Here is a 16,002-nt window from a genome sequence, read left to right on the forward strand (position 1 = left end):
AGAAAAGCAAAAAGCTCGCCGAAGCGAGCTTTTTTAATATGGCTGGGGTACGAGGATTCGAACCTCGGAATGCTGGTATCAGAAACCAGAGCCTTACCGCTTGGCGATACCCCAACGGGTGCACCCACAGAGTGGACGACTTTTTGAAATTGGCTGGGGTACGAGGATTCGAACCTCGGAATGCTGGTATCAGAAACCAGAGCCTTACCGCTTGGCGATACCCCAACAATTTTTTGGATTTACCGAACGAGTCGATACGTCCTTAATATGGTGGCTACGACGGGATTCGAACCTGTGACCCCATCATTATGAGTGATGTGCTCTAACCAACTGAGCTACGTAGCCTGATACTATCATATTCTTCGATGGCTGGGGTACCTGGATTCGAACCAGGGAATGCCGGTATCAAAAACCGGTGCCTTACCGCTTGGCGATACCCCAATGACCGTCGCGGTGAACCGCTATATCGAAGAAAAGTGGCTGGGGTACCTGGATTCGAACCAGGGAATGCCGGTATCAAAAACCGGTGCCTTACCGCTTGGCGATACCCCATCCGTGCAACGCTTACGGGTGAATGGTGCGGGAGGCGAGACTTGAACTCGCACACCTTGCGGCGCCAGAACCTAAATCTGGTGCGTCTACCAATTTCGCCACTCCCGCAAAAAAGATGGTGGCTACGACGGGATTCGAACCTGTGACCCCATCATTATGAGTGATGTGCTCTAACCAGCTGAGCTACGTAGCCATCTTTTTTTTCGCGTAACCTTATCGGCGTTGCGGGGCGCATTATGCGTATTGAGCCTTGAAGCGTCAACCCCTTTTTCATTGAAAATAGCTGGAATGTGACTGTTTGGTTAGGTTGCGAACAGCATGACGCAATATTCGGCAATTATTAGTTATTAATTGTTTTTTTGCACAGAAAACGGACATAAAAAAGAGCCCCGCAGGGCCCTTTTCTAAGGATTAACTTATTTATAAGCGGACTGGTGTACGCCAACCGCACGACCAGATGGATCGTTCATGGTTTTGAACGCTTCATCCCATTCAATGGCTTTTGCTGAAGAGCAGGCAACAGAAGGGCCACCTGGAACACATTCCGCCGCGCTGGCAACCGGGAACAACTCTTCGAAAATTTCGCGATACAAATACGCTTCTTTAGATGATGGCGTGTTGTACGGGAAACGGAAGCTGGCGGTTTCCAGTTGTTGGTCAGAAACTTGTTCAGCAGCGACTTCTTTCAGCGTGTCAATCCAGCTGTAACCGACACCGTCAGAGAACTGCTCTTTCTGACGCCATGCGACGCTCGCTGGCAGGTAGGATTCAAAACATTCGCGCAGAACATGTTTTTCCATTTTGCCGTTGCCACACATTTTATCCTGCGGGTTGATGCGCATTGCCACATCAAGGAATTTCTTATCCAGGAAGGGCACGCGAGCCTCCACGCCCCAGGCTGACATGGCTTTGTTGGCGCGAGCGCAGTCGAACATATGCAGCGCCTGTAGCTTGCGCACGGTCTCTTCATGCAGCTCTTTTGCATCTGGCGCTTTGTGGAAATAAAGATAGCCGCCAAACACTTCGTCCGAACCTTCGCCAGACAGCACCATTTTAATGCCCATCGCTTTAATTTTGCGCGACATTAAGTACATTGGCGTCGAGGCGCGAATGGTTGTGACATCGTAAGTTTCGATGTGATAAATCACGTCGCGGATAGCATCCAGACCTTCCTGAACGGTGAAGTGGATCTCGTGGTGCACGGTACCCAAATGGTTTGCCACTTCTTGTGCGGCTTTCAGATCCGGTGCGCCTTCGAGGCCAACTGCGAAAGAGTGCAGTTGCGGCCACCAGGCTTCGCTACGTTCCTGATCTTCAACACGACGCGCGGCGTATTTTTTGGTGATTGCGGAAATGACCGAAGAATCCAGACCGCCGGACAGCAATACACCGTAAGGAACATCTGACATCAGGTGGCTTTTCACCGCATCTTCCAGCGCCTGACGCAGCTCGTTTTTATCGGTAACGTTGTCTTTTACCGCATCGTATTCAAACCAGTCGCGCTGGTAGTACTGACGAATTTCGCCGTCTTTACTCCACAAATAGCTACCGGCCGGGAATTCTTTGATCGTGCGGCATACAGGAACCAGCGCTTTCATTTCAGACGCGACGTAGAAGTTACCGTGCTCGTCGTAACCCATATACAGCGGGATGATCCCGATATGGTCGCGGCCGATCAGATAAGCGTCCTGCTCGCTGTCGTACAGGGCAAAAGCGAACATGCCTTGCAGGTCATCCAGGAACTCTGGGCCTTTTTCCTGATACAGCGCGAGGATAACTTCACAGTCGGAACCGGTCTGGAACTGATAGCGATCGCCGTATTCAGCGCGCAGCGCCTGGTGGTTATAAATTTCACCGTTAACCGCCAGGATATGCGTTTTCTTCACGTTGTACAGCGGCTGAGCACCGGCGTTGACGTCGACGATGGACAGACGTTCGTGTGCCAGAATGGCGTTATCACTGGCGTAAATACCCGACCAGTCCGGGCCGCGATGGCGCATCAGACGGGACAATTCCAGAGCCTTTTTACGCAGTTCAACTGCGTCTGTTTTAATATCGAATACGCCAAAAATAGAACACATAACCTTCTCCGTTAACCTGTTGCGTGATGCTTTTTATGTTTGCTTGATAAAGAAAATGCCGCAAAGCGGGAGAGGGCGCAAGCGAATTGCGGGTCAGAAAATAAAAAATGCAATGGTCATTGTGGATTGGTGAAAAAAGATTATGTAATGAACATTGTTATTGATGAATCAGCAATAAAATGGTGATTTTATTGAATGGATAAGATTCTGTAGGCTGGATAAGGCGTTTAGGCCGCCATCCGGCAATAACGCTGTAGAATTGCCGGATGGTGACGCGAGTGCGTCTTATCCGGCCTGGGGATTAAATCACATCAATCTCTGCAACGGAGGGGTAGATCCAGCTTGGTCTGAATGGCATGTTGTCAATATCGTCAAGCTTGGATACGCCAGACAGTACCAGGATAGTTTCCAGACCCGCCTGGAAGCCCGCCAGAATATCGGTACGCAGGTTGTCGCCAACGATAACCGTCTCTTCCGAGTGTGCCTGCATTTTGTTGAGCGCTGCGCGAATAATCCACGGGCTGGGTTTCCCCACATAAAACGGCTTACGGCCAGAGATTTTTTCGATACCGGCGCACAGCGCGCCGCAGGCAGGATAAAAGCCGCGACCGTGCGTATCCGGATTTGTGGCGATGAAACGCGCGCCGTTAGCCACAAAATAGGCTGCTTTATGCATCATGTCCCAGTTATAGGAACGCGTTTCGCCAACAATCACAAAATCCGGGTTCACGTCGGTAATGGTAAATCCGGCTTTATACAGTTCGTGAATTAACGCCCCTTCACCTACCACGTAGGCCTTTTTACCTTCCTGGCGACGAAGAAAATCAGCGGTAGCCATGGCTGAAGTATAAAAGACGCTATCAGGGACATTCACACCCGCAGTGGCGAAGCGGTTGGCCAGATCTTGCCCGGTTTGCGAAGGGTAGTTAGTCAGCAGGACTAACGGCAATCCTTTTTCCAGCACGCCTGTCAAAAATTCTGCCGCACCCGGTACGGCAACATTGTCGTGCATTAGCACGCCGTCGATATCACAAATTACATTCTTAATGGTCATGAACTACCCAGGAAATTCGTTATGAGTCTGATAGCAATCCACTACTATATGAGAGCATTAGCTTTCCAGCAAACGTTGCAGCAAAGTCCCGTTGAGCATCGCGCGCTTCACCAGCGCAAAGGCGCCAATGGCGGAACGATGATCCAGCGTGGAACGAACCACAGGTAAATTGTGGCGAAACGCCTTCAACGCCTGGGTGTTGATACAGCTTTCTATGGCAGGCAGCAGCACTTTATCCGCCTCGGTAATTTCGCCCGCAATGACGATTTTTTGCGGATTAAACAGGTTGATGGCGATAGCAATGGTTTTACCCAGATGGCGACCAACGTGCTCGATGACTTCTGCTGCCAGATTATCGCCCTTATTCGCTGCCTTACAGATGGCTTTGATACTGCAGTCATCCAGCGTGAGCCGGCTTGGATAGCCCTGTTTTAGCAAGTTTTGTACGCGGTGTTCGATAGAGACATTGGCCGCAATGGTTTCCAGACAGCCGAAATTACCGCAGTGACAGCGCTCACCCAGCGGTTCTACCTGAATATGACCAATCTCACCCACGTTGCCATTGCGGCCGATAAAAATGCGGCCATTGGAAATAATTCCCGCGCCGGTTCCGCGGTGAACACGCACCAAAATGGAGTCTTCGCAATCCTGACTTGCCCCGAAATAGTGCTCGGCCAGCGCCAGGCTGCGAATATCATGACCAACAAAGCAGGTGACCTTAAAGCGTTTTTCAAGTGCTTCGACCAGACCCCAGTTTTCAACCTGAATGTGTGGCATATAGCGGATAACGCCGCTTTCAGGATCGACCAGGCCAGGCAGGATGACGGAAATCGCAATCAGCTCGCGGATTTTCCGCTGGCAGCTCTCAATAAAGGTGGCAATCGTGTTGAGCAGCGCATATTCCAGCGTTTCCTGGGTGCGCTCCGGGAGAGGGTAATGCTCTTCGGCGACCACTTTACTGCTCATATCATAGAGCGTCAGCGTCGTGTCGTGGCGACCCAGGCGTACGCCAATGGCGTGGAAATTACGGGTTTCGGTGACGATAGAGATAGCGCGGCGGCCCCCGGTGGAGGCCTGCTGATCGACTTCTTTGATCAGCCCGCGTTCAATCAACTGACGCGTAATTTTGGTTACGCTGGCGGGGGCAAGCTGGCTTTGTTCGGCAATTTGAATTCGCGAGATTGGCCCATGCTGGTCAATCAGGCGATAAACTGCCGCGCTGTTAAGCTGTTTTACGAGATCAACATTACCTATTTGAGCTTGTCCGCCTGGTGTCATTCTTTCTCTTACTCAGTAACGACCTCGTTGCCATTAACGATGGTCTTGATAATTTTAAAGTCGTGCGTGAACGCGGTCAGGTTGGCTACTTTGCCTGGCGCGATACTGCCGAGTTGTTTGTCGACGCCAATGGCGCGAGCAGGGTAGAGCGTTGCCATACGCAGGACTTCGTCCAGTGCGATACCGCAATGTTCAACCAGATTACGTACACCTTCGATCATGGTTAATGATGAACCGCTCAGCGTGCCGTTCTCATCAACACACAGTCCATTGCGGTAGTATATTGTTTTACCAGCGAAAATGAACTGCTCAATGTTTGCCCCCGCCGGCGCGGTCGCGTCGGTGACCAGGCACAGCTTGTCGCCTTTCAGGCGTTTGGCATTGCGGATGTTGGCATAGTCAACATGCATGCCATCGGCGATGATACCGCAATAAATATCGGCCTCATCCAGAATCGCGCCTGCCAGACCTGGTTCGCGACCGGTAATATAAGGCATCGCGTTGAACAGATGTGTTGCAAAGGAAATGCCTGCACGGAAACCGATTTTTGCTTCCTTCAGCGTCGCGTTAGAGTGGCCCGCAGACACCACGATACCTGCATTCACCAGTTGGGTGATCACTTCGACAGGAACCATTTCAGGCGCCAGCGTCACTTTGGTGATTACATCCGCATTATCGCACAGGAAATTGACCAGCGCAGCGTCTGGCTGGCGGACAAAGCCTGGATTATGCGTACCTTTTTTCACCAGATTCAGCCACGGACCTTCAAGATGTAGCCCTAATGCCTGATTTGGATGCTTAGCGAGGTATTCACGCATAACGCGAACGCCCTGCTTCATCAGGTCATCGCTGGTGGTGATTAGCGTTGGCAGATAGTTGGTGCAGCCCGATTTTTCATTGGCTTTCTGCATGATTTCCAGCGTCTCAACGGTAACGGCCTCAGCCGTATCGTTAAACTGTACACCGCCACAGCCGTTTAACTGCACATCAATAAAACCGGGGGAGACAATGGCCCCATTCAGCGAGCGCTGTTCAATCCCTGACGGCAATTCAGACAGTGGGCAAACGCTATCGATTAGGCCATTGGCGACAACAATCGCATGGTCATCAAGAATTTCGTGACCGGTAAAAATCCGGCCCTGGGTTAAAGCATACATTCCGACCCCCGATTTCAAAAAAATGCCGCCCTGCACGTTTTCGGCTGGGCGGAGACATCATTACAGACCTTTAATATTTTCCGCTTCTAACTCGTTAAAGTATTTCAGCGTCTTCACTTTCAGTTCCATAGTGGAAGGCTCATCGCAGACCACAACCGCTTTCGGATGCAGTTGCAGACAGCTGATAGTCCACATGTGGTTAACGTTACCTTCAACAGCCGCCTGCAGCGCCTGGGCTTTCTGGTGACCCAGCACCAGGATCATTACTTCTTCAGCATCCAACAGGGTGCCCACGCCTACGGTCAGTGCATATTTAGGCACCTGGCTTACGTCGCCGTCAAAGAAGCGTGAGTTTGCTACGCGGGTGTCGTGGGTCAGCGTTTTGATACGAGTACGGGAAGCTAAAGAAGAAGCGGGTTCGTTGAACGCAATGTGTCCATCGTTACCAACGCCGCCCATAAACAGATGGATTTTACCGTAAGAACGGATTTTCTCTTCATACTGACGGCATTCTGCATCAATATCCGGCGCGTTACCATTGAGCAGGTTGATGTTTTCTGCTGGAATATCAACATGATCAAAGAAGTTACGGTGCATAAAGCTGTGATAGCTTTCCGGATGCTCTTTCGGCAGACCAACATATTCGTCCATGTTGAAAGTGACAACATGTTTGAAGCTCACCTGGCCCGCTTTGTGCATTTCGACTAATGCTTTATAGGCAGTCAGCGGAGTGCCGCCAGTCGGCAGGCCCAGAACGAACGGACGATCTGCCGTTGGTTTGAACGCGTTAATACGGTTAACGATATGGCGAGCAGCCCATTTGCCGACTTGTTCAGCGGTATTCAGGGGGATCAGTCTCATTCTTCACCTCAAAAGTAAATGTAAGCAGTTGGCGGATTGAGTCTCTGTGCAGTATTAAGCGTAACCTGGTTTTGCATCGGTAAGGATCAATCCGTTTCGATTTTTTGAATGATAAAATAAGTTTTCGTAGTTAGCCAGTGCAAGGGAGGGTTAATAACGATATTTGGTGATTGTAATCACAAAAAACACGCTTTTAATTTGCGATACGAATTAATTTTTCACACACTCTGAATGTAGATGAATGGTTAATGTTGTTGTTCCAAAATCTCTTGCTGTTGCAGTCAGGAATGGTCGCACAATAAAAATATGGCTTCAAAGGAGCCTAATCGGGGTCTCGTAGGGGGAATAAAATGAATATTTTAGGTTTTTTCCAGCGGCTGGGTAGGGCGTTACAGCTCCCCATCGCGGTGCTGCCAGTCGCGGCACTGTTGCTGCGATTTGGCCAACCAGATTTACTGAATGTACCCTTCATCGCGCAAGCGGGTGGGGCTATCTTTGATAACCTCGCGTTAATTTTTGCTATCGGTGTGGCTTCCAGCTGGTCTAAAGACAGCGCGGGTGCGGCAGCGCTGGCGGGTGCGGTTGGTTATTTCATATTGACCAAAGCAATGGTTACCATTAACCCGGCAATCAACATGGGCGTGCTGGCGGGTATCATCACCGGTCTGGTCGGCGGTGCCGTGTATAACCGTTGGTCTGGCATCAAACTGCCTGATTTCCTGAGCTTCTTCGGCGGCAAACGTTTTGTACCCATCGCCACGGGCTTCTTCTGTTTGATACTGGCTGCTATCTTCGGCTACGTGTGGCCGCCGGTGCAGAACGCCATCCATGCGGGTGGTGAGTGGATCGTGGGCGCTGGCGCGCTGGGCTCTGGTATTTTTGGCTTCATCAACCGTCTGCTGATCCCAACCGGTCTGCATCAGGTGCTGAACACTATCGCCTGGTTCCAGATTGGCGAATTCACTAACGCTGCAGGTACCGTATTCCACGGTGATATTAACCGCTTCTACGCGGGTGACGGCACTGCGGGTATGTTCATGTCTGGCTTCTTCCCGATCATGATGTTTGGTCTGCCGGGTGCGGCACTGGCGATGTACTTCGCCGCGCCGAAAGCGCGTCGTCCGATGGTCGGCGGCATGCTGCTGTCCGTTGCTATCACCGCATTCCTGACCGGTGTTACCGAGCCGCTGGAATTCCTGTTTATGTTCCTGGCTCCGTTGCTGTACCTCCTGCACGCCGTTCTGACGGGTATCAGTCTGTTCGTTGCGACGCTGTTGGGGATCCATGCGGGCTTCTCCTTCTCCGCAGGTGCTATCGACTACGTGTTGATGTACAACCTGCCGGCTGCAAGTAAGAACGTCTGGATGCTGGTCGCCATGGGTCTGGTGTTCTTCGTTATCTACTTCATCCTGTTCAGCGCGGTTATTCGTATGTTTAACCTGAAAACGCCGGGCCGCGAAGATAAAGAAGACGAGATTGTTACTGACGAAGCGAACAGCAATACCGAAGAAGGTTTAGCTCAACTGGCAACCAACTACATTGCAGCGGTTGGCGGTACGGATAACCTGAAAGCGATTGATGCCTGTATCACCCGTCTGCGTTTGACCGTTGGCGATTCTGCCCGCGTCAATGATGCGATGTGCAAACGCTTAGGCGCGTCGGGTGTGGTTAAGCTGAACAAACAAACTATTCAGGTCATCGTGGGTGCGAAAGCTGAATCTATCGGCGACGAAATGAAGAAAGTTGTCGCACGCGGCCCGGTTGCGGCAGCGTCTACTGACAAAGCCCCGACAGCGGCTGCCCCGGTTGCAAAACCGCAGGCGGTAGCGAATGCAGCCACCATTGAAGCGCTGGTTTCTCCGATTACCGGTGATGTGGTTGCACTGGAGCAGGTGCCTGATGAAGCATTCGCCAGCAAAGCTGTAGGTGACGGCGTGGCGGTAAAACCAACGGATAAAATCGTGGTTTCTCCGGCAGCGGGTACTATTGTGAAAATCTTCAACACCAACCATGCGTTCTGTCTGGAAACGGAAAAAGGCGCGGAAATCGTGGTCCATATGGGTATCGATACCGTGGCGCTGGAAGGTAAAGGCTTTAAACGTCTGGTTGAAGAAGGTGCGGTTGTTGCAGCAGGTCAGCCGATTCTGGAAATGGATCTGGAATACCTGAACGCCAACGCACGTTCCATGATTAGTCCGGTTGTTTGCAGCAATAGCGATGATTTCGGTGGTCTGGTTGTTAAAGCCGAAGGTCATGTGGTTGCCGGTCAAACACCACTGTACGAGATTAAAGGTAAATAACTGCTCCTGAGTAAAGTGAGTTAAGTGCCTTAAGCGGCGGGGGATAGTCCTCCGCCGCTTTTTTTTGCAGCAAATGCCCTCATATATCCTGTTGAAACACCTTTTTTGTGCAACTAATAGTTGTCTCCTGACGTCGCTTATAAGATCATGTTCCGTTATACGTTGTTTACGCTTTGAGGAATCCACGATGAGTGAGGCTGAAGCCCGCCCGAGTAACTTTATTCGTCAGATCATCGATGAAGATCTGGCCAGTGGTAAGCACACCACTATCCATACACGTTTTCCGCCGGAGCCAAATGGCTATCTGCACATTGGCCACGCGAAATCCATTTGTCTGAACTTTGGCATTGCGCAAGATTACCAGGGCCAGTGCAACCTGCGTTTTGATGATACGAACCCGGTTAAAGAAGATATCGAGTACGTTGAGTCGATTAAAAACGACGTTGAATGGTTAGGTTTCCACTGGACTGGCGACATTCGCTACTCTTCGGATTACTTCGATCAGCTTCACGCCTATGCGGTAGAGCTTATTAATAAAGGCCTGGCGTACGTTGACGAACTGTCAGCGGACGAAATCCGCGAATACCGTGGTACGCTGACTCAGCCGGGTAAAAACAGCCCGTTCCGCGATCGTAGCGTTGAAGAAAACCTTGCGCTGTTTGAAAAAATGCGTACCGGTGGTTTTGAAGAAGGTAAAGCCTGCCTGCGTGCGAAAATCGATATGGCTTCGCCGTTTATCGTGATGCGCGATCCGGTGCTGTACCGTATTAAGTTCGCTGAACACCACCAGACCGGCAACAAGTGGTGCATCTACCCGATGTACGACTTTACCCACTGCATCAGCGATGCGCTGGAAGGCATCACGCATTCCCTGTGTACGCTGGAGTTCCAGGATAACCGTCGTCTGTATGACTGGGTGCTGGACAACATCACCATTCCGGTTCACCCGCGCCAGTACGAGTTCTCGCGCCTGAATCTGGAATACACCGTGATGTCCAAGCGTAAGCTGAACCTGCTGGTAACCGACAAGCACGTTGAAGGCTGGGACGATCCGCGCATGCCGACTATCTCGGGTCTGCGCCGTCGCGGTTACACGGCTGCTGCAATTCGTGAGTTCTGCAAACGTATTGGCGTGACCAAGCAGGACAACACCATTGAGATCGCTTCTCTGGAATCCTGCATCCGTGAAGATCTGAACGAAAACGCCCCGCGCGCGATGGCAGTTATCGATCCGGTGAAACTGATTATCGAAAACTACCCGCAGGGCGAAAGCGAGCTGGTCACCATGCCTAACCATCCGAACAAACCGGAAATGGGCAGCCGTGAAGTGCCGTTTAGCGGTGAAATCTGGATCGACAGGGCAGACTTCCGCGAAGAAGCGAACAAGCAGTACAAGCGTCTGGTGATGGGCAAAGAAGTGCGTCTGCGTAATGCTTACGTGATCAAAGCTGAACGTGTCGAGAAAGATGCACAAGGGAATATCACCACCATTTTCTGCACCTATGATGCCGATACCCTGAGCAAAGATCCGGCCGATGGTCGTAAAGTTAAAGGCGTTATTCACTGGGTGAGCGCGTCCCATGCGCTGCCGATTGAAATCCGTCTTTACGATCGCCTGTTTAGCGTACCAAACCCTGGCGCGGCGGAAGACTTCCTGTCCGTCATTAACCCAGAGTCGCTGGTGATTAAGCACGGTTACGGTGAGCCGTCGCTGCAGGCTGCGGTTGCAGGCAAAGCGTTCCAGTTCGAGCGTGAAGGGTACTTCTGCCTCGACAGCCGCTATGCAACAGCAGACAAGCTGGTGTTTAACCGCACCGTTGGTCTGCGCGACACGTGGGCTAAAGTCGGCGAATAAGTCGCTACGCATCCAGTCTAAACGCCGCATTCATGCGGCGTTTTTTTCGCAAAAAAACCGTACGCCAGGCTCCGTTTGCGGAGCGAATTAATTACATGTCTGTAATAATGGAATGGCTGAATATTTTTACGTTTAAATAACCTACCTCAATATGAAATAGGCTGAAACCGATTTCATCCTCATGGAAAACAAGCAATTTTTTCAATTTTTCAACGCTTTTTTATCTGTCGATGAAAATGTAACAGAAAGCAATCAAATATGTGCGGTTGCTCATACTATTACATACTCGTTACAGAAAGAGATTGATAATTCGCGTCGCGAAAAATAGTCTATTCATTGTAGTCAATGAGGTTTTCTCAGCGCTACTTTTTTTAATTTTTGCTTTTTCGCTGTCCGCTTTTATCGGCAGCATTTTATACGTCAAAGAGGATTAACATATGCGTACGTTTAGTGGCAAACGTAGTACGCTGGCGCTGGCTATCGCCGGTATCACAGCAATGTCGGGTTTTGTTGTCGCTCCCCAGGTTCACGCCGAAGGTTTTATTGATGACTCGACCTTAACCGGCGGCATCTATTACTGGCAGCGTGAGCGTGACCGTAAAGATGTGACCGATCACGACAAATACAAAACCAACCTTTCTCACTCCACCTGGAACGCTAACCTCGACTTCCAGTCCGGTTATGCGGCCGATATGTTTGGTATTGATATCGCAGCATTCACTGCTATTGAAATGAACGAAAGTAGCGAAAGCGGCCATCCAAACGAAATCGCATTCTCTTCAAAAAATAAAGGCTATGACGAAGATTACTCCGGCGATAAGAGCGGGATTAGCCTGTATAAAGCGGCAGCCAAATTCAAATTTGGCCCAACCTGGGCACGCGCGGGTTATATTCAGCCAACCGGACAAACTCTGCTGGCACCACACTGGAGCTTTATGCCTGGTACCTATCAGGGTGCTGAAGCCGGTGCCAACTTCGATTATGGCGATGCGGGTGCGCTGAGCTTCTCCTATATGTGGGCTAACGAATATAAAGCGCCGTGGCACACCGAAGTCGATAAATTCTATCAGGCTGATAAAAAGACCAGCGTTGATTACCTGCATTCAATCGGCGCGAAATATGACTTCAAAAATAACCTGTTGCTGGAAGCGGCATTTGGTCAGTCTGAAGGCTACGTCGATCAGTACTTCGCCAAAGCCAGCTACAAATTCGATTTAGGCGGTAACCCGTTTACTACCAGCTATCAATTCTACGGCGCACGTGACAAAGTTGACGATCGCACCGTGAACGATATTTATGACGGCACGGCCTGGCTGCAGGCGCTGACCTTCGGTTATAAAGTAGCGGAAGTGGTTGATCTGCGACTGGAAGGGACCTGGGTTAAAGCTGACGGGCAGCAGGGCTACTTCCTGCAGCGTATGACCCCGACCTATGCGTCTTCAAACGGTCGTCTGGACGTTTGGTGGGATAACCGCTCTGACTTCAACGCCAACGGCGAAAAGGCCGTGTTCTTCGGCGCGATGTATGACCTGAAGAACTGGAACCTGCCTGGCTGGGCTGTGGGGGCATCATACGTTTACGCGTGGGATGCTAAACCGGCTACCTGGCAGCTCAACCCGGATGCGTACTACGACAAAAATCGTACTATCGAAGAGTCGTCTTACAGCCTGGATGCGGTCTATACCCTGCAGGACGGCCGTGCGAAGGGCACTATGTTTAAACTGCACTTCACCCAGTACGACAACCATTCAGATATTCCGAGCTGGGGCGGTGGTTACGGCAACATCTTCCAGGATGAGCGCGACGTGAAATTCATCGTTATTGCGCCGTTCACCATCTTCTAATGCCGACAGCGGCAGGCCGCAAGCCTGCCGTTTTGTTGAGGAGCGTGTTATGAAAAAGCTGATACTCATCGCCGTCATGGCATCAGGGCTGGTTGCTTGCGCGCAATCACCCGCGCCGAAAGAAGATAGCCGTCTTAAAGAAGCCTATAGCGCGTGTATCAATACCGCGCAGGGCTCGCCGGAGAAAATCGAAGCCTGCCAAAGCGTGTTGAATGTGCTGAAGAAAGAAAAACAGCACCAGCAGTTTGCGAATGAAGAAAGCGTGCGCGTACTGGATTACCAACAGTGTATCCAGGCAACGCGTACGGGTAACGATCAATCCGTTAAGGCCGATTGTGATAAGGTCTGGCAGGAAATTCGCAGTAATAATACGGCGAAATAAAACGTGGTATGAACAACAACGGGCGGAGAGATTTCTTCGCCCGTTTGCATTTTAGCGTCGTTTTTCAATTGCCCACTTGAGTAATGCCGCACAACGGTAAAATCCATGGGCAAATTTTCCGTAAGGAATGGTCAGAAAGAGCGCCATGACCACGCCGAGGTGAATGGCGAGCAAAATAGCCATCCATGACGTGTCTCTTCCCGCCAGTAGCGCTAAACCGGTCAGACTGGTCAGCAGCAGCAGTAAAATAAAACCGCGATCCATTGGCTTTTGCCGTGCGTCGCCATGTAGCGGTGAGCGCTTAATGTTCAGCCATAACAAACCAGCCGGGCCGACAACCAGGCCAATGCCACCCAACGTGCCCAGCATGACCGGAACGCTGAAGAACGGATAGGGTGCTTCTATACCTGCGAAATAGTGATAGCCCGTCGCCACCACGGTGGCGGCAAAGCAGAGCATAAAACCGTAGAAGGTGAAGTGATGGAAGCGGCGGCGCATCAGGGTGAAGGCATCATCCGCTTCGTTACACCCTTTACCGTGCCCACCATCGAGATATTTCAGCGTCAGTGCATTGTGTGAGGCTTCAGCAATTTCGACGGAACGCGGCATCCCCGGAGAAATCTCGCGCCAGAAGCGGATAACGCCCGCCATCAGCAGACCTATCGCCAGAATAAATACCGAACCAAACATCCAGGCCAGCAGGTTATGCGGGAAAATTTGGTAGAAATCTCCGGCCAGCGGAGGATGGAGTAACGAGCCTTTTAACCCCATGGCGAGCAGTAAAAACAGGATCAGACCGAAAACCAGCGCCAGCGTCACGGTGACGCCTGCGCGACGATAAAGCGCGCCAAAGGCCGCGGGTTGCGCGTAGTGCTGATAGGTTTCAAGCCGGACTTCTGCCATCGCCTTCGGCACGTTGATGGCAAACTCATGGGGCGGTGCGTATTGACACGCGTGCAGGCAGGCACCGCAGTTATGGCACAAGTTTGCCAGATAATTGATATCCGCTTTACCGAATTCCAGGCGCTGCGTCATGGCCGGGAACACGGCGCAAAATCCTTCACAATAGCGACAGGCGTTGCAGACCTGCATCACGCGTTCAACTTCCGCTTCCGGTTCGGTGATAATTTGCGCTTCGATAATCAGTTTCTCAAGCTGCCTCATGACGAGTCTCCTTACGTGCGGCCAGCGCGGCTTCTTTTCCGGCAATGCGGCCAAAAGTGGTGCCGATCGACATGCCTACGCCTGCGGTGTAGCCTTTTCCCAGCACGTTGCCCGCCATCATCTCTCCGGCGACGAACAGATTGCGACTTGGAAGCCCGGCAAAATGCACCGCGGCGTGTTCATTCACCTTTAACCCCAGGTAGGTGAAGGTGATCCCCGGACGTAAGGCATAGCCATAGTAAGGTGGCGTATCCAGCGGTCGCGCCCAATGTGTTTTTGCCAGTGTCAGATTTTGTGTTGCACAGTTATCCAGAGTGGTGTGGTCAAAGCGGCCTGGCCGGCAGGCGCTGTTGTACTGCATGACAGTATGGGTAAAGCGCTCAGTATCCAGCCCCAACTGGCGTGCCAGCTCTGCTAACGTCTTGGCCTGTGCACCAGGAAAAACCGGGGGCATGAAGTGACCGATCGCTTTACTGTCGATAATGGAGTAACCAATTTGTCCGGGCTGGTGGGCGACCAGACGTCCCCAGATGGCGTAGCGTTTGGGCCAGAAATCTTCGCCTTCATCATAAAAACGCTCAGCGTCACGGTTGACGACTATGCCGAGCGAAACGCAGTCCACGCGGGTACAAATCCCGCCGTCATATAATGGCGCTCTGGCGTCAATGGCTACGCAGTGTGACTGGGAGGGTTCGCCGATGATGTCGGCTCCGGCATCGATCATAAATTTGAGCAGTACGCCCTGGTTAAAGCGCGTGCCGCGAATCAGAAAGTTATCTGCAGGCCATTCGCCGCGCTCGTTCTCTCCCCACGCTTCTCGCAGCCATTCGCGGTTTGACTCAAACCCACCAGCGGCAAGCACGCAGGATTTCGCTGTAATACGCTCTTCGCCTGCCAGCGCCGCCACGAACTCGCCGTTGTGCAGTTCAAGCGCCTGCACCGGGGTGTTATAGCGGATTTGTACGCCTAACTTTTCTGCGCTGCGATAATAGGCATTCACCAGGGCTTTCCCGCCGCCCATAAAAAAGGCGTTGGTTCGCGCCACGTGTAGAGCGCCAGAGAGTGGAGGTTGAAAATTGACGCCGTGCTGGCGCATCCAGTCGCGACACTGTGAAGAGGTGCGGATCACCAGACGTGCCAGGGCTTCGTTGGTATTTCCTTCCGTTACACGCCAGAGATCCTGCCAGAATTCCTCTTCTGGATAGCTCTCCACCAGGACATCCTGTGGCGCATCATGCATACAGCGTAAATTACGCGTGTGTTGGGAATTTCCTCCGCGCCATTCACGCGGAGCCGCCTCAAGCAGCAGTACCGAAGCGCCTTGCTCCCGGGCGGTTAAGGCGGCACATAGTGCAGCATTGCCGCCGCCAATCACCAGAACATCAACCATCGCATACTCCATTACCACTTAACCAATTGTTAAGTTTGTAATTAAAATGTATACGAGTAAGTTGTGGGGACGCTATGACGTGAT

Annotated in this window: 11 protein-coding genes and 7 tRNA genes; 4 read left to right on the plus strand and 14 right to left on the minus strand. The window is 51.6% G+C overall.

What is annotated here, in order from left to right; genetic code table 11:
- Positions 1–39: 39 nt before the first annotated feature.
- The 12 genes from OGX91_RS10195 to nagB all read right to left on the minus strand — a co-directional run bounded on the left by OGX91_RS10195 (position 40) and on the right by nagB (position 6,983).
- A tRNA-Gln gene (locus OGX91_RS10195) sits at positions 40–114 on the minus strand.
- A 36-nt stretch (positions 115–150) separates the two neighbouring features.
- A tRNA-Gln gene (locus OGX91_RS10200) sits at positions 151–225 on the minus strand.
- A 43-nt stretch (positions 226–268) separates the two neighbouring features.
- Positions 269–345 (minus strand) — tRNA-Met (locus tag OGX91_RS10205).
- 21 nt (positions 346–366) lie between these two features.
- A tRNA-Gln gene (locus OGX91_RS10210) sits at positions 367–441 on the minus strand.
- Positions 442–477: 36 nt separating this feature from the next.
- A tRNA-Gln gene (locus OGX91_RS10215) sits at positions 478–552 on the minus strand.
- 23 nt (positions 553–575) lie between these two features.
- Positions 576–660 (minus strand) — tRNA-Leu (locus OGX91_RS10220).
- Between the two features lie 8 nt (positions 661–668).
- Positions 669–745, minus strand: a tRNA-Met gene (locus OGX91_RS10225).
- Between the two features lie 223 nt (positions 746–968).
- Positions 969–2,633 (minus strand): asparagine synthase B, encoded by a 1,665-nt coding sequence (gene asnB, locus OGX91_RS10230; RefSeq protein ID WP_003835552.1) that lies wholly within the window; start codon positions 2,631–2,633, stop codon positions 969–971.
- A gap of 301 nt (positions 2,634–2,934) precedes the next feature.
- The gene (nagD, locus tag OGX91_RS10235; RefSeq protein ID WP_199947290.1) at positions 2,935–3,687 is read right to left on the minus strand and encodes a ribonucleotide monophosphatase NagD; all 753 of its coding nucleotides are present in this window, start codon (positions 3,685–3,687) and stop codon (positions 2,935–2,937) included.
- Between the two features lie 57 nt (positions 3,688–3,744).
- The gene (nagC, locus tag OGX91_RS10240) at positions 3,745–4,965 is read right to left on the minus strand and encodes a DNA-binding transcriptional regulator NagC (protein WP_199947291.1); all 1,221 of its coding nucleotides are present in this window, start codon (positions 4,963–4,965) and stop codon (positions 3,745–3,747) included.
- Between the two features lie 8 nt (positions 4,966–4,973).
- Complete coding sequence (gene nagA / locus OGX91_RS10245) at positions 4,974–6,122, minus strand: N-acetylglucosamine-6-phosphate deacetylase (protein ID WP_188231790.1); 1,149 nt, start codon at positions 6,120–6,122, stop codon at positions 4,974–4,976.
- A 60-nt stretch (positions 6,123–6,182) separates the two neighbouring features.
- Positions 6,183–6,983: a glucosamine-6-phosphate deaminase gene (gene nagB, locus OGX91_RS10250; protein WP_003022803.1), complete on the minus strand. Its 801-nt coding sequence runs from the start codon at positions 6,981–6,983 to the stop codon at positions 6,183–6,185.
- 350 nt (positions 6,984–7,333) lie between these two features.
- Here nagB and nagE point away from each other — a divergent pair, with 350 nt between their 5' ends.
- The 4 genes from nagE (at position 7,334) to OGX91_RS10270 (ending at position 13,364) form a co-directional block, all read left to right on the plus strand.
- Positions 7,334–9,283: a PTS N-acetyl glucosamine transporter subunit IIABC gene (gene nagE / locus OGX91_RS10255; RefSeq protein ID WP_040232541.1), complete on the plus strand. Its 1,950-nt coding sequence runs from the start codon at positions 7,334–7,336 to the stop codon at positions 9,281–9,283.
- Between the two features lie 187 nt (positions 9,284–9,470).
- A complete protein-coding gene (gene glnS, locus OGX91_RS10260) occupies positions 9,471–11,138 on the plus strand; it encodes a glutamine--tRNA ligase (RefSeq protein ID WP_286626158.1) in 1,668 nt (555 codons plus the stop codon).
- A 437-nt stretch (positions 11,139–11,575) separates the two neighbouring features.
- Positions 11,576–12,982, plus strand: coding sequence for a chitoporin ChiP (gene chiP, locus OGX91_RS10265; RefSeq protein ID WP_005121406.1), 1,407 nt, complete (start codon positions 11,576–11,578; stop codon positions 12,980–12,982).
- A 49-nt stretch (positions 12,983–13,031) separates the two neighbouring features.
- Positions 13,032–13,364, plus strand: coding sequence for a ChiQ/YbfN family lipoprotein (locus tag OGX91_RS10270; protein WP_005121405.1), 333 nt, complete (start codon positions 13,032–13,034; stop codon positions 13,362–13,364).
- 51 nt (positions 13,365–13,415) lie between these two features.
- Here OGX91_RS10270 and tcuB read toward each other — a convergent pair whose 3' ends face one another.
- Both tcuB and tcuA read right to left on the minus strand, forming a co-directional pair.
- Positions 13,416–14,528, minus strand: coding sequence for a tricarballylate utilization 4Fe-4S protein TcuB (tcuB, locus tag OGX91_RS10275; protein ID WP_286626160.1), 1,113 nt, complete (start codon positions 14,526–14,528; stop codon positions 13,416–13,418).
- Complete coding sequence (gene tcuA, locus OGX91_RS10280) at positions 14,515–15,918, minus strand: FAD-dependent tricarballylate dehydrogenase TcuA (protein WP_286626162.1); 1,404 nt, start codon at positions 15,916–15,918, stop codon at positions 14,515–14,517. Before tcuA ends, tcuB begins: the two co-directional genes overlap by 14 nt.
- Positions 15,919–16,002: the final 84 nt, after the last annotated feature.

The sequence above is a fragment of the Citrobacter sp. Cpa228 genome, assembly GCF_030333085.1.
GTDB classification, from domain to species: Bacteria; Pseudomonadota; Gammaproteobacteria; order Enterobacterales; family Enterobacteriaceae; genus Citrobacter; species Citrobacter pasteurii.